General features: G+C 53.9%; 15 protein-coding genes and 1 pseudogene. 5 read left to right on the forward strand and 11 right to left on the reverse strand.

What is annotated here, in order from left to right:
• Nucleotides 1-32: 32 nt before the first annotated feature.
• The 9 genes from Poly51_RS18685 to Poly51_RS18730 form a co-directional block, all read right to left on the reverse strand.
• Complete coding sequence (locus tag Poly51_RS18685; protein WP_146459319.1) at nt 33-1,658, reverse strand: arylsulfatase; 1,626 nt, start codon at nt 1,656-1,658, stop codon at nt 33-35.
• Complete coding sequence (locus tag Poly51_RS18690) at nt 1,655-3,151, reverse strand: alpha-L-fucosidase (protein ID WP_146459320.1); 1,497 nt, start codon at nt 3,149-3,151, stop codon at nt 1,655-1,657. Before Poly51_RS18690 ends, Poly51_RS18685 begins: the two co-directional genes overlap by 4 nt.
• A 38-nt stretch (nt 3,152-3,189) precedes the next feature.
• Nucleotides 3,190-4,602, reverse strand: coding sequence for a sulfatase family protein (locus tag Poly51_RS18695; RefSeq protein WP_146459321.1), 1,413 nt, complete (start codon nt 4,600-4,602; stop codon nt 3,190-3,192).
• 23 nt (nt 4,603-4,625) lie between these two features.
• Nucleotides 4,626-5,660, reverse strand: a complete 1,035-nt coding sequence (locus Poly51_RS18700) for a glycoside hydrolase family protein (RefSeq protein ID WP_146459322.1) — start codon at nt 5,658-5,660, stop codon at nt 4,626-4,628.
• Nucleotides 5,661-5,820: 160 nt separating this feature from the next.
• Nucleotides 5,821-7,401 (reverse strand): sulfatase family protein, encoded by a 1,581-nt coding sequence (locus tag Poly51_RS18705; RefSeq protein WP_146459323.1) that lies wholly within the window; start codon nt 7,399-7,401, stop codon nt 5,821-5,823.
• 94 nt (nt 7,402-7,495) lie between these two features.
• On the reverse strand, nt 7,496-9,118 hold the full coding sequence (locus Poly51_RS18710; protein WP_186775656.1) for an outer membrane protein assembly factor BamB family protein: 1,623 nt from the start codon (nt 9,116-9,118) through the stop codon (nt 7,496-7,498).
• A gap of 32 nt (nt 9,119-9,150) precedes the next feature.
• Nucleotides 9,151-10,566 carry a LamG-like jellyroll fold domain-containing protein gene (locus Poly51_RS18715; protein ID WP_186775657.1) on the reverse strand — a complete coding sequence of 472 codons (1,416 nt, stop codon included), beginning with the start codon at nt 10,564-10,566 and terminating at the stop codon, nt 9,151-9,153.
• 142 nt (nt 10,567-10,708) lie between these two features.
• Nucleotides 10,709-11,269 carry a sigma-70 family RNA polymerase sigma factor gene (locus tag Poly51_RS18720; RefSeq protein WP_146459326.1) on the reverse strand — a complete coding sequence of 187 codons (561 nt, stop codon included), beginning with the start codon at nt 11,267-11,269 and terminating at the stop codon, nt 10,709-10,711.
• 467 nt (nt 11,270-11,736) lie between these two features.
• Entirely contained in the window at nt 11,737-12,774 is a 1,038-nt protein-coding gene (locus Poly51_RS18730) for a hypothetical protein (RefSeq protein ID WP_146459327.1), read from the reverse strand.
• A gap of 311 nt (nt 12,775-13,085) precedes the next feature.
• Between Poly51_RS18730 and Poly51_RS18740 the strand changes: the two are divergent.
• Nucleotides 13,086-13,452: pseudogene (locus Poly51_RS18740) on the forward strand (integrase core domain-containing protein); the annotation flags it as partial.
• Between the two features lie 273 nt (nt 13,453-13,725).
• On the opposite strand, the gene Poly51_RS18745 reads toward Poly51_RS18740, so the two are convergent.
• Nucleotides 13,726-14,397, reverse strand: coding sequence for a response regulator transcription factor (locus tag Poly51_RS18745; RefSeq protein ID WP_146459330.1), 672 nt, complete (start codon nt 14,395-14,397; stop codon nt 13,726-13,728).
• Nucleotides 14,360-16,426, reverse strand: coding sequence for a sensor histidine kinase (locus Poly51_RS18750; RefSeq protein ID WP_246114599.1), 2,067 nt, complete (start codon nt 16,424-16,426; stop codon nt 14,360-14,362). The genes Poly51_RS18745 and Poly51_RS18750 overlap by 38 nt, the downstream gene beginning before the upstream one ends.
• Nucleotides 16,427-17,250: 824 nt before the next feature.
• On the opposite strand from Poly51_RS18750, the gene Poly51_RS18755 reads away from it, so the two are divergent.
• From Poly51_RS18755 to Poly51_RS18770, 4 genes are all read left to right on the forward strand, one after another.
• Nucleotides 17,251-18,477 carry a DUF1559 domain-containing protein gene (locus Poly51_RS18755; protein ID WP_146459332.1) on the forward strand — a complete coding sequence of 409 codons (1,227 nt, stop codon included), beginning with the start codon at nt 17,251-17,253 and terminating at the stop codon, nt 18,475-18,477.
• A 163-nt stretch (nt 18,478-18,640) separates the two neighbouring features.
• Nucleotides 18,641-18,853: a hypothetical protein gene (locus Poly51_RS18760; RefSeq protein ID WP_146459333.1), complete on the forward strand. Its 213-nt coding sequence runs from the start codon at nt 18,641-18,643 to the stop codon at nt 18,851-18,853.
• A gap of 379 nt (nt 18,854-19,232) precedes the next feature.
• Nucleotides 19,233-20,660, forward strand: a complete 1,428-nt coding sequence (locus Poly51_RS18765; protein WP_246114600.1) for a sulfatase family protein — start codon at nt 19,233-19,235, stop codon at nt 20,658-20,660.
• Between the two features lie 73 nt (nt 20,661-20,733).
• Entirely contained in the window at nt 20,734-22,329 is a 1,596-nt protein-coding gene (locus Poly51_RS18770; RefSeq protein WP_246114601.1) for a sulfatase family protein, read from the forward strand.
• Nucleotides 22,330-22,372: the final 43 nt, after the last annotated feature.

The following is a 22,372-nucleotide window of genomic DNA, read 5'->3' on the forward strand; positions in this document are numbered from 1 at the left end:
CTTCGTTGTGGGCTGCATCGCTGCCGCTTTCATCAGTCCTGTTCTTTTTTTCGCCTCGTTCTCGACTTGGCTTTTCGTTCTCGCTTGCTTCCCGGCTCTGTTTTCTCAATTCCGGTTGGCCCACCGGTGTAAGACTCCTTCCACGCGAATGCGGGCGATTTCCAGTCAGGAATGCCAGCGTTTTCTTTCTGTGCCTTGTAATCGACTTGGAATGGGCGTTCCTCCGCCAAAGGCACGCCATCATTGATCATCAGCGGGCGTGACTCGTCCCAGAATTGCTCGTAGGCATCTTTCATTTCCGACACAAGCTCGGAGTGGTCCGCAGCCACATCGTTGTGCTGGCCGGGGTCTTTTTCCATGTCGTATAACGCGTCTTCGACCAGCCGGAAACGCTGGCTGCGCACGGAATAACTTTTCCACTTCCAATTGTCAGGACTGTCCCCGTGATTCCAACGCGTCACGTGTTGAAACAGAAAACGATCCTCCCAAGCCGGGTCTTTTTCCAGCATCAGAGGTTTCAGGCTCCTGCCTTCAAATGCCTGACTGGATGGAAGTTCTGCTCCCGCAAAGTCCGCCAGGGTCGGTAGGATGTCGAGATAGCTAACGGCCTTGTCGATGGTGCGGCCTTCTTTGATCACACCATCCCAACGGACAAAGAACGGAACCCGAACACCGCCTTCTTCCACGGTTCCTTTCAGACCCTTCATCCCCGCGTTGTAAGACATCATGGGATTGCCCTCGACATCGGTACCGAGTTTTACCTGCGGGCGTCCCGCTTTTCCTTTCAGCCCGCAACCCTTGGTGGTTGTACCGTTGTCGGAGGTAAAGATGACGATCGTGTTTTCCAGCAAGCCCCACGCCTCCAGTTGTTGAAACATCTGGCCCAACGAATCGTCGACATGCTCGACCATCCCGTAAAAGCCGGCGGCAGACTTGTTAAAGCCTAAGTCCTCGAAACGCTTTTGATATTCTGGTGGAGCGATGAAAGGACTGTGCGGAGCATTCGTCGATAGATAGGCAAAAAATGGCTCTCCGGAATCCTTGACGGACTCAATCCAGCCCAGGGTCGCTTTGAAGAAGACATCCGTGCAATAACCATGCGTCTTTACAAAGGTACCGTTGTGTTTGATCACCGGGTTGAAATAGGTGTTGCCCGGCACATCCGCGCATGAACCCGGGTAGGCCTGGCCAATACCGCCCGCGCCGTGAATGAACACCTCGTCGAACCCACGGCTTTCCGGCTGATACGGTGCCTCATCGCCCAGGTGCCATTTGCCGAAATAGCCCGACGTGTAACCAGCCGGTTTCAACACCTGCGGAATCGTGATGGCTTTCAGGTTCAACCGCTCACGTTCATAGATCGTATGCGTGACTCCGTTCTTAATCGAATGAACCCCAGTCATGATACCGGCCCGACTGGGAGCACAGGTCGATCCCATCATGAAGCGGTCAAAGCGCATGGACTGGGCATACATCTTGTCCAGCTCCGGCGTCCGTATCCACGGATGCCCGTGCGCACCAACAACCGGGTAACCCTGATCATCGGTCATGATGTAGATGATGTTGGGTTTTGCGTTAGGCTTTACGGCGGGTTGCTCTGCGGAAAAGACCACGCGCGAAGAGCTTAACAGCAAGACAAGAGTGATAAGATACTTCATTGGTTGATCTCCAGACAAAACACGGTTGCAATCGGGGCTTTCGTTTCGGAAGGAAGACTGAGGGTCAGCTTCGTTCCGTCTTGGGTGAACTCGATCGGTGATTTCGATTCGTCACTAAGGACATACGCCTTGCCCACACGCTGAGTCATGCGTTCAATCTCCAAGCCACCCTTGGGCCAATTGAAAACATGCACGTAGATTTTCGCGGGGGCGTCATCGGTGGCGGGGCGAGAGGTCGCGACCCAGTCGAAGTCGATATTCTTTTGCTCGCCTTTCTTGGGTTTCTTCTTGCGAGAGCCCTTCGCGGCTTTCTTCTTACCCGGTTCTTTCATGCTGCCGTCGGCGTTCACGCCAGCGCCGTCTAGGATTTCGCCGGTCTTATTCAAGTCGCTCCCCGATGCACCGTAGATCGCTTCGCCGTTGACCTCTAGCCACTCGCCAACTTGTTTGACGACTTCAACGCCCTCGGGTTGTAGTTCGCCTTCGGGCGTCGGTCCGAAGTTGAGCAAGAAACTGCCGCCCTTGCTGACGACCTGCGAGAGCATCTTGACCACCTCGGTTGGCGTCTTCCAGCCACTATCACTCGCGTTGTATCCCCATGAACCGTTCAACGTCATGCAGGTCTCCCAATCCCAACCGGCGAATGGTTTCGCGGGAATCGTGCGGTCACGGTACGACAAGAAATCGACACCGATCTCACGAAGTTCAAGGACTTGGTTTGGGTCCAACCCTTCGACTTCCCTGCCGTGATACATCAACCGACTGTTGAGCAGAATGTCGGGGCTGACCGATCGAAGTTCCCGCACGATTTTCTTACCGATCTCAGGCGTCATTCCGAAAGGAGTGTCGAACCACAAGTGCGATGGGTTGGCAATCCGGATAACTTCTTTCATCTGCGGAATGGAAACTGTATCGAGATATTTTTGAAACGCTTCCTCGCTGCGGTCTTGTGCGGGATCCCAGTACGCTCTGGGCGACATGATTCCGCCCGGATGAGTCCAGTCCTGGGCCTGAGAATAATAGACCCCGAACTTGATCCCCTCTTTCTGACATGCGTCGGAGAGTTCTTTGATGACATCGCGATCAAATGGAGTTGCATCGACGATATTCCAATCACTCGCGTCGGAATCGAACATCGCAAAGCCGTCGTGGTGTTTGCTAGTGATCGTGATGTATTTCATCCCCGCCGCCTTGGCGACCGCGACCCACGCATCGGCGTCAAACTTGATCGGATTGAACTCGGACGCCAGCTTCTTGTACTCAGTGATCGGGATGCGTTCTTTGTTCATCACCCATTCACCACGCTCCAGTTTGGAGTAGACGCCCCAGTGGATGAACATCCCAAACTTGGCTTCGTTGAACCAAGCCGAGTCGTTGGACGTCGCTGTTTGTGCTTGGACCGAAGCAAGGGGCTGTTCCGCATACGCCGACAGAAGCGGTGTGAGCAGTAGTGCGATGCACAACGCGGTGGATGAGGTTTGTTTCGTAGTCATTTGAAAGTTTGATTGAGATATTGGAGCGGGGGGAGGGTCTATCTTTTCTTGACGCGAGTGCCTTGAGCGGCCCTCTCTTTCGAGAACAACGCCGGGTCAACGCTGGTGGGCAACGTTTCATTCCAGGCTTTCAATTTTCCGACGAGTTCCGTCGCCACCTCCGGATGTCCGGTGACAACGTCGTTCTTTTCCAGTGGGTCGACACTGATGTCATAGAGCTGGAATGTTCTAAATCGTGCGTCGCTGATCAGTTTCCATTTCTGATCAATCACCGCGTAGTCCGCGTCACCATTGCGACTTTCCTGCTTTTTCCAAAAGAGCGGTTTCTGTCGCACGGGCGATGGTTCGCCTAGCAAGACCGCAAGCTGACTGATGCCGTCGGGGTGAAGCGATTCTGGCACAACCGCACCCGCGACCTCGCAAAAGGTCGGCAACAAATCGACGGCCGAAATCCAAGAAACGTCATCTTTCGCGCCGGCAGCGACCTTCCCAGGCCAGCGGACCATGAAGGGGATGCCGATGCCTCCCTGATAGATCGTTCCCTTTCGTCCTTTACGGCCGGCGGTCGTACCGACGTTGGCTCCGCCACCAAACCCTTCACCGGTTGCCGAATCGTACTTGAGTTTTAGCTTGCCCGCTTCGCCACTTCCGGCAGGTCCGTTGTCCGAGCTGAAAATCACCAGCGTATCTTCGGTCAATTCCAAACGATCCAACGTATCGAGCACTTTACCAATTCGATCATCCGCATGCGCAAGCACGGAAGCATAGACATTGTGTCCCGGTTCAAGATCAGGAAACCGCTCGCGGTACTCTTCCACCGTATGAAACGGAAGATGCGGTTCATGGACCCACAGGTTGATAAAGAAAGGTTTCTTGGCAGCAACACTTTGCTCGATCAGTTCGATTGCAAGCTTCGCGTCGTCATGCACCGGCATCTGCTCGCCGGAGCAGTTGAACGCACCCACGCGATCGTAGCCATACGCTTCCGGTCGCGGAGAATCCGGAATCATGTTGTTCGACAAATGCCACTTGCCGAAATGACCGGTCATGTAACCGGCTTGTTGCAATAGCCGCGGAAGCATCGGCAAGTTGGGATCCACCCAATCCGGCATTCCGCGTTCGGCGTTTTTATCTGGTTGGGCAAAGTGCCCGTCGATACGAAGACGAGCCGGAAACAAACCCGTCATCACCGCCGTGCGACTGGGGGAACACACACCACTGGCCACCGTGAAATTCTGGAAGTCGGTCCCCTCTCGGGCAATGCGATCAATGTTGGGAGTTTCGATATAGGGATGCCCGTGGCAACTCAAGTCACCCCATCCCCAATCATCCGCAAAAATGAACAGGATGTTGGGACTGTTTTTGCCTGCGGAGCTAGTTGATTCGGCGAAAGCGTGTCCTCCGAAAAGGACCGTGACCAAGGTCAGGATCGTGAGGTTGAAACGTTGCATGCTTTGATATTTTGAAAGTTGAATCATTTGACGGTCTCGCCTTTCCAATCTTTAATTTTCAGGATGTATCCGGCCGTGGGGTCTTCATCGTGGCAGGCGAGAAAGAGATAGTCCGGCTCGCCATCTTTCCACAGAATGTGGGGACGCTCACTGCGAGCGAGTTCGTGACCGAAATAGCTTTTGTTGGTCTGGTAGCCGACCATGGGTGTCCCCCAATCGACCCCGTCTTTAGATTGAAAGATTAAACCCGGACGATAACCACCGCGAAGTGGTTTCTCCTCTTGCTCGCCTTCCAGCATGTTCTTCACGCCCTGGCGGTCTTCCACGATCATGTAATACATGCCGTCGTAAAAGAAAGCGTAGGGATCCTCGATGTCGATTCCCTTGTCCGCATAAGTGATGACTGGGCTGGTGTCGGAAACGATGTAGGGGCCTTCGAGGTTGTCACTCGTCGCCAATGAAATTTCACGAAGATTCTCACCGTCCTTCTTGATCATGGTCTTGTGATAGATGCGATACTGACCATCGGGTGCAACGACCAAGGTTGGGTTGGAGGCATGCTGTCCGTTTCGTTTGGTCGCCTTCAGGATCGGGTTATGCGGGCTCTCGGTCCACGGCCCCATCAACGACTTCGCGGTCGCGATTCCCACCTCTTGTTTCGATCCGTTCTCATCGCTGTGTCGGTTCAGCAAGAACACCAAAACGAACGTGTCACCCACTTTCGATATTTGCGGGTTGTGATAGCTGGCTTCGTCACTGGCGAAGACATCGCCAAGCAAGGTGTACGGCCCCTCGGGCTTGTCGGCGACCCAGTGCGAGATCTTGCTTTTTGTTTTCCAATTACCACCTTTGAGCGGGATGATGGAATTGAAAACATGCACCTTGCCCGCTTCGTCATAGATCGGTGCCATGCACCACGTCCAAGTGCCCTCTGGTGAAGGCAGGATGAAGGGGCCTGGTACCAGCGATTTGACAAAGTCGGATTCCTCGACTGCCATGGCAAGTTGAGAAAACAGCGACAGGACAAACACGCTGATGAAAAAATAGCTTGTTTTCATTGGTTCCAATTTCAAAGGAGACTAAGGCGTTCAGTGGGTGTACATCTGACTGATTTGCTCTGCGCCCATCGCGACTTTCCAAATAGAAAATTCGTCGATTCGGCCACAGAAATCCCGGATGACATTGCGGCGACGAACGCCGTTCATCGGGGACCGTTGTTCATTTGGTTGTCGTTTCAAAGTCCGCTTCGGTCATCCAAGAAAGCGACTTCCAGTAGCCGGTATCGTTCGGTTGAACTTCACCGGGCGTGGTCCTTCCGTTGGCAACGATTCTGGTAATTTGCTCTTGCAGTTGTTGAACTTTTGCCGGGTGCTGATCGGCAACGTTCTTGGTTTCCGCCGGATCGGAACGCACGTCGAACAATTCATGTTTCTGCTTCTTGTTCGGCAAGATGAGCTTCCAATTTCCTTCGGTAATGGAGTAACGCCCATCCGCTTCCCCGCGATTGATCAGTGGGAGCCGCTGGTGATCCGCCGAGGCATTGGTCAGCACGGATGCGAAACTTTGGCTGTCTTCGCCAGCGTTATCTGGCAATGTCGCACCGGTGAGTTCAGCAAAGGTCGCGAGCAAGTCGACTTGACCCACGGTCTTGTCCCAGGTTCGTCCCGGCTGTTTGATTCCACTGGGCCAGCGAACGAGAAACGGCACCCGATGTCCACCCTCGTATACTGAGCGCTTGCCCTCGCGGTAGCCGCCTCGGCTGTCATGTCCGAATTCGTCAAGCCGCCCAGGCCAGGATTTTTCAGGCCCGTTGTCGCTTGTGAACACGATCAAGGTGTCGTCGTCCAAGTCGGAACTTTTCAAGAAATCAAGGATGCGACCAATGTGATGATCCGTTTCGATCACGAATTCGCCGTACGCGCCCGCATCGCCTTGACCATGAAATTCTGGCAACGGACAGACCGGATAGTGAGGCGAGGTGTAGGGCAAGTAGAGAAAGAAAGGCTTTCCATTCTTTGCATCGGCAGTCTTACCCTTCATCCAATCAATGGCCTTGTCCGTGAATCGAGTCAGGCACTGATTGTCAATGAAGTCCGGTGCAATCTCAAAGCCCTTCGTTTTCACATGCCGACCGGGACCATTCCACCTTTCGTCATAGGGTGGCATGACGCGGTAGTCGACGTGTCGATCATTCTTCTTTTTGCCCGAGTAAAGCGTCGGGGGTACCTTGGCAAAGCGTCCTTCAAACCACGCCAATATGCCGAAATTCAACGAGGCTGGGATTCCGTAGAAGTAGTCAAAGCCTTTGTCCAGCGGCATGTCTTGGATTGGCTGCGACCAATCACGCTGCTGTCTGGTGCCGGGGAAGTCCATGCCGAGGTGCCACTTGCCGACCATCGCGGTCTGGTAACCCTGACTCCGCAGTAACGATGCCAGGGTCATTCGACCGTCTGCGATCATCCCTGTACTTTCGGCTTTCATCACGCCCGACTTCCGAATCGTCCGCCATGGATCGCGACCCGTTAGCAAAGCATAACGGGACGGTGTGCAGACCGAATCCGCGCTGTGCCCGTTCGTGAAAGCGATCCCTTCCTTCGCGAGTCGATCCATGTTGGGTGTCTGGAACTTCGCTTCCGGATTCAGGGCACTCACATCGCCGTAGCCCTGATCGTCGGTATAGATGACAATCACATTGGGCTTGGTAACCGATGATGTCGGCGGAGCCGCTGGCAAGACGCCGGCTGAAAAAACCGCCATGGTTGTCGAAAGTAAAAATCGCATCACTACTCGATTGTTCATCGTGTTCCTAACTAAGAGACTCTTTTTCATTTCAGCCGCCTTTACTTGACCGCTTCGAGGACTCGTTCAATACGGTAGGCAGACAACGTGCCAGTTACTCGATCGACTTTTCGATGCAGATAATCTCTGTCATGGTGTGAGCAAAGAGTCTGCCCCTTGAATAGGTCAGCGATGAGAGCGTCCACGTCTGCCCACCTGGTCCAAGATCGTTCACCGAAACGAGCGACTCAGGTGAAAGCTGTGGGGTGCTCGTATCAATGACATAAACGGTGCCGGTCACCACCGGCAGGATCAGATAGCGTCCTACCCGCGTCGGACTCGCAGCGGAGATGTGGCCCCACCCCGTGCCGTTGTGACCCTTGTCCCCAACCGCAAAACCGGACGCGTTGAGCGGGCGATTCGCCGGATGTCCTTTTCCCCACAGCCGCACATCTTGGTCGCGATCACTCGGACTGGCCATCAACTGGGCTGGTAGTTCCAGGTATTCGACCGCACCCGTCTCGACGTTGACCCGGCCAAGATAGTGAACATTGTGCGAGAGGAACCAATGCCAATCGCCAACCACGATATTGGCTTGGTTCGTATTCGGATGACCTTTGCCAGCTTTTACCGCAACATTCGTTTGCTTGATCCAATCGCGTTCCGCTGGTTGAAACTTCCAGAGGGTCGCGTTTTCGTACAGCGGTTGCTCACGCAGGACTTCGCCGCCGATAGCGTCCAACACAATGTGCTTCCCCGACTGGAACCCGAACACATATTTGCTGTTCCAATGGCAAGCGTAGGACGGGTCGAGTCTCGGCAGGTCAGTATTCCAAAGCGTCGTGCCCTCTTCGCCAAACGCCAGACTTGTAAGACTCTGGCCAGCCGGTTTTTCAAACGGAGCATGCGGGCCGCCGCGGGCATGGGCCACTGCGAATTTCCCTTCGGCCGTCACTGCGACAACGGGGGTGTTGTGGACGGAGGTTCCCACCTGTTCACGCCACAGAATTTCACCGGTGCGTTTGTGGACTCCATGAAGATACGTCCACACTTCTTTTTCATTGACACCCTCAGGCACATGGGTGCGTTTTGACTTCCTGCCAGGAGCCGCCCATTTTTGAATCTTGGATCCGGCCTCTTTGTTGGCGACCTCGACATACAAAATCATGTCTCCGACCAGGAACGGTTCCGCCTGACGATTGTTGTGTTTGAAACGAGGTGTCCACTGACGCAACCAAATTTCATTGCCGTCAACGTCGTAGCACCCCATTGACCCGCAGCGATTGAAGAACCAAACATGATCACCGTCACTGATCGGGGCGAACACAGTACCGTCGGTGAATCCGCCCGCGAGTGAAATGCCGACTTGGCCTGGCAAAGTCACTTGCCAGAGAATCTTGCCGGTGTTGGCATCGAGACAAAAGCCGACGATGTCTTTGACCGATTCTTTCTCATCGGAACTTTCAATCGGCACGTGCGTTGTGACAAACACACGGTCGTCCCAAACCGTGACATTGCTCATCCCGGCTTCGGGCATGGCAGTCCGCCAACGAATGTTCTCGCCTCGCGTCACGCTCCATACAACGGGCGGATCGCCCTCGGTTTGCCAATTGGCATGGGGCCCAGCAGCCTGATGCCAGTTGGCGCTGGCGTTGACCGACATGCTCTCGTTGTCTGCCGCGATGAGACAGGCATCTGCGCCCAGGAAAACCGATAACGCCACTAAGGAGCGACGCATAATGGGTAGAAGTAGGTTCAAGAAAATACTCATTAAGGCTGAATCAGTTGGCGTATTTCATCACCGGATAACGCTTCTCCGAAGATGTAGACTTCATCCATTGCGCCGCGAAGCAACATGCGATCGGCAAACAAGTGTCGCCCGAATTGAATCGGTTCAGAAAGACGATGATCGGTCGTCGTGTCGAGCGACGTCGGCTCGCTATTTCTGTCCGCTGTCTCAAGCTGACCGTCGACGTATAGCAAAATGGTTGAGCCATGCTTGCCGGCCATGGCAACCGCCGCGACGTGATGCCATTTTCCGTCTCGCAAGTTGGTCGTCCCCATCGTCCGATTGCCAGCGACCAGTCGCAGGCGACCGCAGTGTTCCGGATGTTCGGGATGAGATTGTGCCGACTCAAGGAAACACGCTTTTTCTAAGCCTCGATTTCTTTTTCCCATACCCCAACCGACCATGGTTGAAACAGTCGTTTGTCTTTCGTCGGGCAGTTTGACCCAACAAGCAATGGTTCTGTCTTGATCACCGGAAATACCAGGATGACGCGTGTTGACCCAACCGCTGCTCCCATCGAAAGCAAGAGCCGCCCCTACAACACCGGGAACCCAGGTTGGTCCGCCTCCGTCGGGAGAGGCGGACATCAAGGTGCCCGTCGCAAGCTCAAGATTCGGATCACGCCCCGTAGCGTTCGTCGTGTCCCCGGTCCCTTCATCGAACGACCAATAAAGCAGCGGCTGTCTCTTCAAGTCTGATCGAGGGACCCGCGGAACAAATCGCGACGAGTCGGCGGACAATCGAGAGAGGGCTCCGGAATCCCCAACTGAAATGCCCTGACCTTCGGTAAGCCGTGTGATGTCTGTGCCATCGGAAACCTCGACAGTGCCGTCAAAGACATGAACCTCCATGTCTTTGGAGGACGAAACTTCAACTGCGAACTTCGTCCCAAGATCAAACGCATCGCCCGAAGGCGTTTCGATTCGCAAACCGGACGTTCCCTTCTTCATTTCGGCAAAGCAGCGTCCTTCATCCAAGCGAACATGAAGCCGCGAAACGACTGTGAACGACGCGGGCGCTTCAATTACAACGCGCGCCTTGCCATCCAAATCGAGCTCGAGAATACCGCGGCGCAACTGAACCGGTTTGCCCTGCCGGAGCGCCTCGGTATCGAGTGTCCCCACACCTTCGGCCGCAATGACCCGAATACCCTGGCGTTGGCTGTTGCGTTTGCCAACAGTGGAATCAAAAACCCAGAGCACGACGAAAGCCAACACAGCGGTGGTCGCCAATCCCACGCTGCCCCAAACCAAACGCTGTTGCTTTCGTCGAGCCTCTTGCAAATTGGTGATCACGGCGGTGGACAGAGTCTCGGATGAATCGGCGCACAGTGATTCAAGGACCTCCTCAGTGAACCCGCCGGACGGTATCTGCTTCTGGGCTAGAAAGCGTCGCACGAGCAACCCCCGAGAGGCTGACCTCCGGAACTCGGGATCGCTCTTCAATTCATTCAGAAACTCATCGCATTCAGGCTCCGATGGCCCGTCCCCCGCAAAACTGCCTTCCAGCCAATCGGCGAGGAACTGATCGCGCCGCGACTTATCCATGGTTTGCCCCCTCTTCCAATTGACTTTCGATGCAAGCCCGCAATTGTTCTCGCAGACGATGCAATTTCATCGTGATGGCCGAGTGTTTGCCGCCAAGGGAAGACCGAATTTCGGCGAGGTCCATTCCCTCTTCGTACCGTAACCTCAGCAACTCACGGGCGCGATCTCCCAGCCGGGCGAGACAGCGATCGAGCGCCTCGAAAACGGTTCCGCCATCCCAGCCAGCGATTCCAGACTCAATTTCCGTTTCCATTAGTTGAATAATCTCTACATGGCTTCCCACCGGAATGACTCGGTTTTTTCGGCGATGATTGCGAATCTCATTTGCCGCAATGCCGAGCAGCCAGGGGCGAATGGGACGAGCGGCATCAATCTTTGCCAACTTGCGAAACGCGATAAGGAAGACGTTCTGGGCCAAGTCGTGAGCCTCAAACGGATCATTGATCCGCGATACCAAGAAAGCCCGAATCGCTGTCTGGTGTTCCTCCACCAGCAGCCCAAATGATTCAAGATCTTTGTCCTGAGCTGCTCGATTTGAGAGGGAATTATTCATGCTATGAGGTTACCGTCCCCAGGATCTACAAATGACACAATCAATTTCAAAAAAACTTATTGGAAATTCGGTTGGACGAGGCATGTTGCCGTCGAGAACGACCGGTCAATCGCCCGAAGTTTTCTTCTGTTCGACCCGTTGGCCACCCGAAGTTCTTTGTTTCCGCTGACGGTTTCTCGGCACGCGAGTGTCTTCCGCGTTCTCCCACCACTCGCGCGGTCCTTCTTCCTCAATCCCTTTGAACGCTATCGCACCCAACGATTCAAGCAAGACTGAATTGGGAACTAATTGCTGGCCTTGGCCATTGCCTTGACCACGGTAGCAACGTCCGCGCGGTCACCGTGTGAAACGACGGTCTTGCCAAAGATGATTTTGTTGTCCTTGTCCACGACAAACGTCGAAGGCCGGCTAAATCGACAAGCCGTTGACGAGCTCCGCGACGTCATTTGTTGTTCACGCCATGCTTCTTACTGGGCAGTCTGCTTGCCGGGTGAAGCCTCTTCCGCTGGCACTCGGGGATCGAAATGTAAATCAAAATAGAGCAACTGTTTAAATTGTCGAGCAGCAAAGAGATTTCCCTCACGGGCCACCGCCCAACAGTAAAATCCATCGGCCTCCATCGTTCGGGTCATCCAGTCCAGGGCTTGTTCATTGGGGTGCCCCGCCAACCCATCTCTCCATTTCGCTTGAAGCGGCATGAAAATGAAACCAAAAGTGGTTCCTTCGCGGTCATCTGGAACGTTGTTTGCGCCAATCCATGGACCGGATTCGATTTTTTCAACCATTCTTACATTGGTCCCAAGCCAGGGAGCTTCCTTGTTCATCGGAATCGGGTGACCATGGGTGTAGTCGTTATACGGCGTGCCTTGGGTAGGGACCGAGCCTCCCTTGTTCATGGTCACGATGCCCATCGGATAGCCTGCTCGGACGGCTTCCGCAAAGTCTTTCTGCTGTTCATCGGTCCTCCCGCCAACACGATCAATCCACCAACCGTCGATCCTTTTACCATGCTTGAGCGAGTAGTACTCGAGCACATTGGATACCGCTTGATAGTGCGTCATTCCTTCCTGTTTGCAGTGGCTCTTCCACTTCTTCATAATCTCCTTAGGGAGATACCCACCATCGAATCCGCTACCGTTGAAATACACCAGAACCTTCAGGCCCCTGGCTCGAGGTGCATCGGCCAGTTCGGCAAAAAGGTCTCTCTTCGGGAACAGCGAAGGGTCAAGCTTCTCTGCCATTTCCGGATAGGGCGATGACCACCAACTACCCTGGTGTCCCCTGTTGATATTGATCATCACGTGGCTGATGGACTCAAGCTGGTCGATCTGACCCATGAACGCATCAATGTCGAAGTTTTCCGCATTGACAGAGCTGTTGAAGTCGTACGCTGTGGGGTGAAGAATCCGCACGCCCCAGGTCCCCATGTAAGGCTCTGCTCGCACATGCCTTGCTTCCACCGGCAAATCAACCTCGGCATCTTGCGCATTGGCAGTCACGGTCATCAGAAGAATGCACGTTATGGGACCTGCGATACTGGGAAAGTTCACTTTTCTATTGCTCCAGGTCGCCAGAGACATTGTGGTCGGCACTTTGGTCCTCCACTCTTCTTGAAACATTTCCCAAACTTCAGTTGATTTAGTTTTGAGTCGTCGATAGTGAATTAAGTGTAACGCAAACAAGACCTACGAAGTGTATGAAACCGTGCTATATCATGAGCTTGGGCGGCTTCCAGAACATGAACTTGCCCACCAATTCTGTTGACGAGGCAAAACTGGTTCATTCAAAGTGAGAAAATCGGACAGTTCAGCGGATGCGTGGAGGCGACGTTGTCACTGCTCTGGAGCGCCTGGCTTGCGATCGCAAGCTGCCCAGATCGATCCGGGTCGACAACGGCCCCGAGTTCACCTCAAAAGTTTTGGATCAGTGGGCGTACGCCAATGGCGTGACGCTTGACTTCAGTAGGCCCGGACAACCAACGGATAACGCATACATTTTTATCTTTCAACGGAAGCGTCCGGGCTGAATGCCTCAATGAAAATTGGTTCCTGTCGCTTGACGACGCAAAGGAGAAGATCGAAGCTTGGAGAGTTGACTACAACGAACATCGACCGCACAGCGCTTTGGGCAACCTGGCCCCCAAAGATTTCGCTTCATCTGGCCGGGCTAGCCCGGCCAGATGAAGCCCTGGTTTTCTCACTGCCCGGGTATCAGAAAAGGGGAGCAGGTCAACCCGAGCACGGCAAACTGAATATTGCCGATGGAGATCTTGAAATTTTCAAGGCTTGGTTGTTTGCGGAAAAAGAAAAAAGCAGCCTGCCTATCCGGAAATCGAGCGAAGGGACGATCATTAGCCTGGCCGCTAAGGGCCCCGACTCCGTCGCCTCGGTGATTGCAATGGAACTGATATAACGTTTCTTTTAGCCCGGACTTACGGAAACAGATTTTAGCAGCCGTTAAATCGAGTCGTCCGTTTGCAACAATCCCAGCCGATGGGCGCGATTCACGGCTGAGGGTGCGTTGGAGACATCCAGTTTTCGATAGATATGTGCAACATGCGAATCTACAGTCTTGTATCCAATCCCTAGCTTCGCAGCGATTTCCTTCTTAGGTAAACCCTCGGCAAGCAGCGCCAGAATTTCCGTTTCACGCTGTGACAACACGTGTTGCACTTGAGCACTTTCGATCGGTCCCTGCATTTTCTTTAGGATCAGCTTGGCGACTTTAGGGTCCAACGAAGCCCCACCTTCAATAACCGTTCGAATGCTGGAAGCGATCTCATCAACGGTTGAAGACTTCAATAAGTAGCCTACCGCACCCAGCGAGATTGCCCGTAGCACATCTCGTTGACAATCAGACTGCGTCAACACAATCACTTTCATCTCGGGCATCGATTTGCGAATTTCAAGTAACGCATCGAGTCCATTCATTCCAGGAAGACGCAAATCAAGCAAGATTAGGTCTGGCAGGTCCCTGAGCTTAGCACTTCGAAGCGAGCGAATCGCAATCTCTGCGGTGCCGAATTGGCTCCGCAATTGAATTCCACGCGCGTGCTCTAATGCCAGCCGAATGGCTTCGCGATACTCAATGCTATCTTCGATCATCATGATGCGGATATTCTGCAACATTTATACTCTTTCGTGATTGAAGGCCGAAGTATCGAGTCCGTAACTTCAGTTCAACTTTTGTGCCACCGTCCACCACATCAGTGGCAGAAACACGGGCACTAAGCAAACGAGCTCGACGACGAAGGGACTTAGGCACCCGATTGGACCGAGATTGATTGAGTCCACATCCATTATCGGTTACCGTCAGGTAGAGATGGTTTCCGTCAAACCTCAGAACCGTGGTTACTTTCGTCGCGTGCGCGTGCCGAAGGATGTTGGTGAGACACTCTTTATAAAACAGAAAGAGGTCAACTCGGACGCGAGGCTTGACTTCCATATCAACGCCAGCAGATTCCAGCGTCAGCTCGTGATCCAAATCCGCCGTTACATGATCAGCACATCGTCGCATGTTTTCTTCCAAGTCACCAAATAGTCCGTCAGAAACCAACATATTGGAACAGTACCGCAAAGCCTCACCACTACGTTCGGTCAATGCGCGGCTTCGTTGCAGCATGTTCTTGACTCGATCGGGAGAGTCCGTAGCTGCCTGAGCAAGATCGCCTAGCAAAGCGATGGCGTGTAGATTGGCCCCAAGTTCATCGTGCAGGTCTGCTGCGATCCGCTCCCGAGTTTGCAAAACGGCTCTTCGCCGGGTTATACGCTCGACCAGAATAGTGCAGATGACGATGAGAATGAGCAGGCCGGCCAACCAGCTCATGCGGATTAAGTTTGCTTTCTGTTGTCGATATCTCGAGCTCAGCTCCGCAGCAACACGGGGGCGCTCTTTTTCAAGGTCGTGCCGCGTGGCGAGCTCAGAAAGCCACTGACGCGTTGGCAGGATCTTGCCCAGCATATTGCGTCCGTCTGTCAACGAACTCAGCAAACGGCCCTTTTGTGCTCTTATAAACACAGTGTTTGCTTTTACGTTCTTGTTCAGCGCAACATTTTGACCGCTCGCGAGAATTTCGATTTCTGCGAACCCCAGCCACGCGCCGGTTCGGCGTACCATGCCTTCGGGGACCACAAATGGGTTGACTATTTCCAATTGAACGTAACGGCAACACGTTTTGGAAAAACGCGTCGTTAAAATCGGACCTGAATCGTAAGGTGACCCCGATGTATGTTCGACAAGTCTGACACCGTCGGAAAAATCTGGCAGGTTTGCTCCCTTAATGACGAGCTGGCTAGGAATTCCAAAGTTTTCTGGTTGCGACTGAGGAGCCGTGTCGCTCACGTCGGTCGCATGGAGGCGGACTTCGCTGATCCATTCAGGCTTCCCAAGATCAATGGTCAGTGAGACCATTCGGTCACGACTGATCTCGCTGACGAAAGCCAGGCTTGGTCTCCCTTGCGAGGCGTCCATCAAATAGGGAACAAATCCATCGACTAAATATTCCGAATCCCATGGTGAATGGTCAAATCCGAAGTTCGAAGACGTCTCAACAGCTTGTCTTAAAGCAACATTAACATGACCACTGAAGATAAGGATTTCGCTCAGTTGCAACAGGAAAGCCCCGTCCCATCCGCGTGGTGAAAGTGTATTCACTTCAATTCGAGCCCAAGACGCTTTTCTTGCAGGGAACGAAACGACAACAGGGGCAACTCGCGGCAAGAGCCGATCCTTGGCTCCATATCTTCCGACAATTTCACCATCTTCATCAGCTCCGTCGCCGATGCGAACGCAGAATTCGAGTGGGAATGCATCGGCTTGAAATCCAAGTAATGAATCTCGCCAAATTGTCGGGACGAGTACAACCTGATCGATGATGGCTGGCTTGTTGAGAGTGACTTGGATCCAGTCGGTCGTCGCCTGAATAGACTGCTCTTGCGATCGATAGCCAACCGCCGCGACCCCTGTTCTGAAGCTCGGCTTCGCCAACGATCTTAGTTGCCGATCGATGGTCGCAATACGCTGTTCCAGCTGGGAGACCGAAAGCCGTTTCAGTTGCCATTCGTCTAAGTCACTATCGTTTATGACCGGAGTAGCTGTCACGTCAGCAGGTAGGCACGACGAAATCGCTCCGATAAAAGCACCGAACGTGATGATCAAGAATATGACTTTTATGAACGGTTGCATATGATCCCAGCGTGATCCGAAAACTCTTTTATCTCATGGTACAGATTCGTGCGAGGATATCTATAGTTGTGTTCGGATCACTTGGTTTTGGATGACTTGGTGCCGATAGTCTCGTCGGGCGTGTCACCTCTTACTGGCCCATTTGAACTCTTGGTGAATGAACGCATCGTCTGGGAGGCCTTTTCCGGCGGTATCACGCGATACTCAACCGTCCAACTCCGATCTTTTTGCAGTGGCTAAGGCGGCTGGTTCGTTCGGTGGGAACTAGCTGGACAGCGCCACTTTGTGAGCGGCGCCAGCGGCAAGTAATTGGCGAGAAACACGGGCGGCTAACGCCGTTCTGCTCATTTTGAGATCAACTCGGCGATTGATGTTATCTTGCCAACAATCCGGCGCTTTCCAACTAGGCCAAAGCAACCAGAAGCTCTGGTTCGAGAACCGTTGGTGGGGCGATCGTGCCATACCGTCATTTTGCTGTGAGATGAGAAAACGCCTTCGGCAGACCGATCCTATGGGTTGAGGGACAACTGCCATTTGGGACGGCTTTGATCCGGACGCAGTGGCCCGCCACACCAAAAAAGCGTGCTTCACCCGGTAAATACCGGATGAATCGCAAGGCTCGCAGTGAGTACAATTCTGACTTAAGGGTCGCTTTAAGGGGAGTGTCGGTCACGTGACCGGTTAATGCCCAGAAAGTTGCATCATCTGTGTAGCAACGGAACTTTACCTGTGGCCAACAGCATGAATGAGAACGCGATTCTAGTCACTCTTTTCATTTCTTTTCGAAGGAACTAACCATGAAGAATTTTAGACGTCAGTTTGGCTTTACCCTGGTAGAGCTCCTGGTTGTGATTGCCATCATTGGGGTGTTGGTTGGGCTGCTTCTGCCCGCGGTGCAGGCGGCTCGCGAAGCCGCTCGGAGAATGAGTTGCAGCAACAATTTTAAGCAGATCGGATTGGCGCTCCACAATTACCACTCTGCCTATAAGCAGCTTCCTAAGCAGGCTGGCGGGACTTTCTCAAATGCATTTAATTCGGCAGGGCGGACTACCGCGGAAGTGCCGACGTCAAACAATGGACATCAGCTTAGCTGGCTTGTCGGGTTGACGCCCTTTTTCGAGCAGCAGGCGCTGTGGGAGCAAATTACTAATCCTCTTCTCGATCCAGTCAGTGGGACTGCCAGTTTTCCGGCCATGGGGCCTCATCCCATGCGGACGCTAGCCAACCACACGGCGGCCCGTTATGAGCCGTGGCTTACCGAGGTTTCCTCGCTCCGGTGCCCGAGTGACCCCGGAACAGGTCTTCCTTCGCAGGGCCGTACAAACTACGCGGCTTGCCTCGGGGATAGCACCGCACATTCGAACGGAAGGCATAGCAGTAACGGTAACACGACCGACACAAATGTTGAACGCGCGATCGCATGTTTGCGAGGTGTTTTTATCCCGACCGATGTGTCGCGGTTTCGTGATATCTTGGACGGCTTGTCGAACACGATTGCAGCTGGCGAGATCCCCACAGATCTTGGAGACATGGATGTTCGTACTCAAGTTGCCAAGAATGAATCTGCCACTTCCAACCGATTCTGGCAGCAAAACGGGCGGCGCACTTGCGAGGCCCAGCGGGATCCCGAGCGACCACAGTTTTGGGGGCCTAGCTACGTGACGCCAGCTTCGGAGAACGTGGAGAATCGACGGGGCTATAAGTGGGCGGCAGGCACGTTTCTCAATACCGGCATGACCACTCACATGCCGCCAAACGGCATACTTTGCTCGCGTAACCAATCGAATTTCGTGTCGTACGGCTCGGACTTCCCGCCGGGGAGTCGGCATCAAGGGGGGTGCCATGTGCTGATGGCGGATGGGGCGATAAAGTTCATAACGGATTCGATCGAATCAGGGGACCGGGACTCAGCCAGCGTCGGAACCCTGGGCGGAACGCTGCCGGCAGGTAGTCAGAGTCCTTTTGGGCTTTGGGGTGCCTTGGGAACACGTGCAACCAAGGAAGTCATTAACGAAGATTTTTGAACGCGGTTGCTTTGGTAACTTCAACGGCCTGTTTGATCTGATCAGCCAGGCCGTTCGCTACGCCCTCAGTTGCAGTCGACTCATTCGAAGTCGCGGCGAAACCATGAGGTCGTTTCAGCCCAAACTTGTTCGGTTTATTATCTCTATTGGAGTTGAGTTTCAGATGTCTAATTTCAAATTCGGGTCAGTGCTTGTGTCATCATCAGTCTGTTTCATGACGATGCTGGGTTGCTCTGGCGAGAATAAGAGCGTTCCCCAAGACGAGCTAACGGCCTTCTTGGATTTAGAAGAGAATGCTGATTTGAAAAATCGGCAATACGTCGACCCAGCGGGCGGCGCGGGTGGGGATGTCGAGTTGGACAAGGAGTCTGATTGATCACGTTCCTCTGGCGATTTCAATTAGGTCGAGCAAGGAAGTTAGTCATTGAGGATCTAGGCAGGTCTTGGGGATCAGATTCGGCTGGGGCCACAGTTAGCTTAGGGGCGGCGTGTCGATCCCCGTGGGTGTGGTTTTCCTCGCTTGAGAAGTCCCTGAATCAGTTTCAGCAGCGAACGAGAACCGTCCGGGGACTTCGTGTAGGCATCGGTCCGACTGGTCCGGAACCGGCCGATCGGCACGGAGTCCCGTGAGCCAGATCCCTGTATCGGGTTGCTCCAAATTGCAGGCCCGCCAAACTTCAAACGAGAGAGAAATTTCTTCGTCGGCGGTATCGCTGCTGGTTAGGTACGTGAATGACGACGATGTATGCGACCGATTGGCGACGATCAATCAACAAACAGACGAAAGGATCCATGGTATGACGAGAGCGGGAATCTTATTGGCATTTGCGGCGCTGTTCTCCGGAGTTTCTGTGCGGGCTGCGGAGCAGCCGAACATTATTTTCATCTTCGCTGATGACTGGGGCTACGGCGATTTGGGGATCCATGGAAGCGACTTCTGTGAAACGCCCCGCCTCGATCGCATGGCGAAGCAAGGAATTGACTTCCAGAATTTCACCGTGGACCATCCGGTCTGCTCGCCCAGTCGCACCGCGGTCATGACGGGTCAGTTTCCGGCTCGCCACAGTGTGCATCAACACTTTGCCACGATCGCCCATCATCGCCGGGCCGGCATGCCCGACTGGCTGGATCCACAAGCACCCATGCTGCCGCGCATTCTGCGGGATGCGGGCTATGCAACCGCCCATTTTGGCAAGTGGCACCTTTGTAATGATCAAGTCCCCGATGGCCCCATGCCGCCGGCCTACGGCTACGACGAGTTCGGCGCATTCAATTTGCCCAGCGCGGCGACCGAGCAAATGCCCACCGCCGAAACCTGTTCTCGCGCCGTCGACTTCATCAAACGCCACAAAGATCGACCGTTCTTCGTCAACCTTTGGCTGCACGAAACCCATACGCCACATTATCCGCTGGAAAAACATCTCAAACAGTTCGAACATCTCAATGAGCAACAACAGGTCTACGCGGCGGTGGTGGCCGAAGCCGACGCAGGGGTCGGAAGCGTGCTCGATGCGTTGAAGGAATGCGGGATCGATGAAAACACGCTGGTGATTTTCTCTTCCGATAACGGGCCCGAGAGAACCGGCAAAAAGAAAGAGCAGGACGACGTCTCGACGGGACCCGGTCTGGGTTCGTTCTATTCCGTCGGAGAAACAGGCAAGCTCAAAGGCCGTAAGCGATCGCTTTATGCGGGTGGCGTTCGCGTACCGTTTATCGCCCGCTGGCCGGGCGTCGTTCCGTCGGGCAAAACCGACCGCGATTCGGTGCTCACCGCCGTCGATCTTCTGCCAACCTTCGCCACGTTGGCCGGAGCGACTTTGCCCGATGGTTATCAGCCGGACGGCATCAACATCATGAGTGCGTTGAAAGGAGAATCGTTTCAACGCGGCTTGCCGATTTTTTGGGAATGGGCTCCGGCCCGCAATCATCCAGAAATGTGGCCTCATCAGGGCATTCGCGATGGCAAATGGAAACTGTTGTTGAATAAAAAGCTGGGGCGTGCAGAACTCTATGACATCGATACCGACTGGGCGGAAACGTCCGATCTGTCGCAGGCCCATCCGGAAACCGTCGATCAGCTCACCCAACAAATTGATGCGTGGAAAAAGACCCTGCCCACGAACCCGCCCGAGTCGTGTTTTTCCAAACTAAGAAGTGAACCGGCAGGCTCCACCTCCAAGTAGGTTGCTGACGTAAATGCCGAAAACGGCTACGGCAATTGATTTCAAGTACAACGATCCCCCCGAGAACAACACTGTGAACATAATTCAGAAAAAGATGCCGGTCGATTCTTCAAGCAGACATCCCGTTTACATCATCCGATTTTTGCTGCTCGTTGACGGCGTGCTGGGTATGGGCTTTGCGTGCAACTCATCAGTTAGAGCAACCGCTGCCGATGCTCCCGCCCGTCCGAACGTCATCATTGTTATGGCGGACGACCTGGGCATTGGAGACATTTCGCCAACCAATGCGGACTGCAAGATTAAGACGCCTCATCTGCAGCGCCTCGCTGACGAAGGTCTGACGTTCCTCGATGCACACACACCTAGTTCGGTTTGTACGCCCACGCGATATGGGTTGTTGACCGGACGCTACAACTGGCGTTCGCGGTTATCCAGGGGAGTGCTGAAAGGAACCAGTGAGCATTTGATTCCGGCGGATCGTCCAACGCTTGGCCACTTGATGAAATCAGCCGGTTACCACACTGCGATGATTGGCAAGTGGCACCTCGGTTGGGATTGGACCAAGAACGGCAAGGACATCGACTTCTCAAAACCGGTTGCGAATGGTCCGGACATCAATGGTTTTGACCAATACTACGGACACTGTGGTTCGCTTGACATGCCGCCCTACGTTTGGGTGGACACCGGAATGCCGACGTCGGTACCCGTGCGTGAAGAGGGCGCTACGAAAGAGGACTCACGTTATGGTTGGTATCGCAAAGGGCCCATTGGTCAGGATTTCGAGATCAACCAAGTGCTCCCGCATTTGTTCGACAAGTCGATGGCGTATGTCAACGAGCGTGCCGAAGCAGCAAAAAGCGGCAAGCCTTTCTTTCTTTACTTGCCGCTCCCGGCGCCCCACACCCCCATTGTTCCCGTGCCACCTTTCAAGGACGCCAGCGGGATCAATCCGTATGCCGATTTTGTACACCAGGTCGATCATCACATGGGTGAGTTGATGGCGACTTTGGTCAAAGCAGGCGTGGACGACAATACATTAGTGGTTTTCACCAGCGACAACGGCTGCTCGAACCAAGCCAATTTTGAGGTGCTTGCCGAGCATGATCATCATCCAAGCGCCGGCTACCGTGGTCACAAAGCCGACATCTACGAAGGTGGCCACCGAGTGCCACTGATCATTCGATGGCCCGGTAAGGTCGCGGTTGGTCAAAAGACCGACGCCATTGCCTGCCTTACCGACATCTATACAACACTTCAATCCATCACAGGACAACCTCGCGAATCACGAGGCGGTGAAGATGGCTTTGACTTGTCGCCATTGTTCCAAGATCTGGCGGCCGCTCCGCGGGACACACTGATCAGCCATAGCATCTCGGGGAATTTCGCCATTCGTCGTGGCCCTTGGAAACTGTGCTTGGCCCACGGCAGCGGCGGCTGGAGCAGTCCCAAAGAAGTGGACGCGAAAAAGCAAGGCCTGCCGCCGATACAATTGTTCAACCTGGACGACGACAAAGCCGAACAGACCAACCTCGTTGACGAAAATCCCGACAAAGTCGAGGAGCTTCTCGCCTTGCTTAAGCAACAAGTTGATAACGGCCGCTGTACGCCGGGCACCGAGCTAGACAATGATCGAGTGGTGACAATCAGTTCGGAACCAGCGAAGAGATAGGCGTGACAAGACAATGTTTCCCTGTCGAACGGGATTCAGACTT

This window comes from Rubripirellula tenax, assembly GCF_007860125.1.
In the GTDB taxonomy this organism is placed as follows: Bacteria; Planctomycetota; Planctomycetia; order Pirellulales; family Pirellulaceae; genus Rubripirellula; species Rubripirellula tenax.

Bases quoted from the DNA above. Each gene is read 5' to 3' on its own strand.
- Poly51_RS18760 (WP_146459333.1), top strand. From the start codon at position 18,641: ATGTCTAATTTCAAATTCGGGTCAGTGCTTGTGTCATCATCAGTCTGT.
- Poly51_RS18710 (WP_186775656.1), bottom strand. From the start codon at position 9,118: ATGCGTCGCTCCTTAGTGGCGTTATCGGTTTTCCTGGGCGCAGATGCC.
- Poly51_RS18695 (WP_146459321.1), bottom strand. From the start codon at position 4,602: ATGCAACGTTTCAACCTCACGATCCTGACCTTGGTCACGGTCCTTTTC.
- Poly51_RS18755 (WP_146459332.1), top strand. From the start codon at position 17,251: ATGAAGAATTTTAGACGTCAGTTTGGCTTTACCCTGGTAGAGCTCCTG.
- Poly51_RS18690 (WP_146459320.1), bottom strand. From the start codon at position 3,151: ATGACTACGAAACAAACCTCATCCACCGCGTTGTGCATCGCACTACTG.
- Poly51_RS18700 (WP_146459322.1), bottom strand. From the start codon at position 5,660: ATGAAAACAAGCTATTTTTTCATCAGCGTGTTTGTCCTGTCGCTGTTT.
- Poly51_RS18745 (WP_146459330.1), bottom strand. From the start codon at position 14,397: ATGTTGCAGAATATCCGCATCATGATGATCGAAGATAGCATTGAGTAT.
- Poly51_RS18685 (WP_146459319.1), bottom strand. From the start codon at position 1,658: ATGAAGTATCTTATCACTCTTGTCTTGCTGTTAAGCTCTTCGCGCGTG.
- Poly51_RS18720 (WP_146459326.1), bottom strand. From the start codon at position 11,269: ATGAATAATTCCCTCTCAAATCGAGCAGCTCAGGACAAAGATCTTGAA.
- Poly51_RS18705 (WP_146459323.1), bottom strand. From the start codon at position 7,401: ATGAACAATCGAGTAGTGATGCGATTTTTACTTTCGACAACCATGGCG.
- Poly51_RS18730 (WP_146459327.1), bottom strand. From the start codon at position 12,774: ATGACCGTGACTGCCAATGCGCAAGATGCCGAGGTTGATTTGCCGGTG.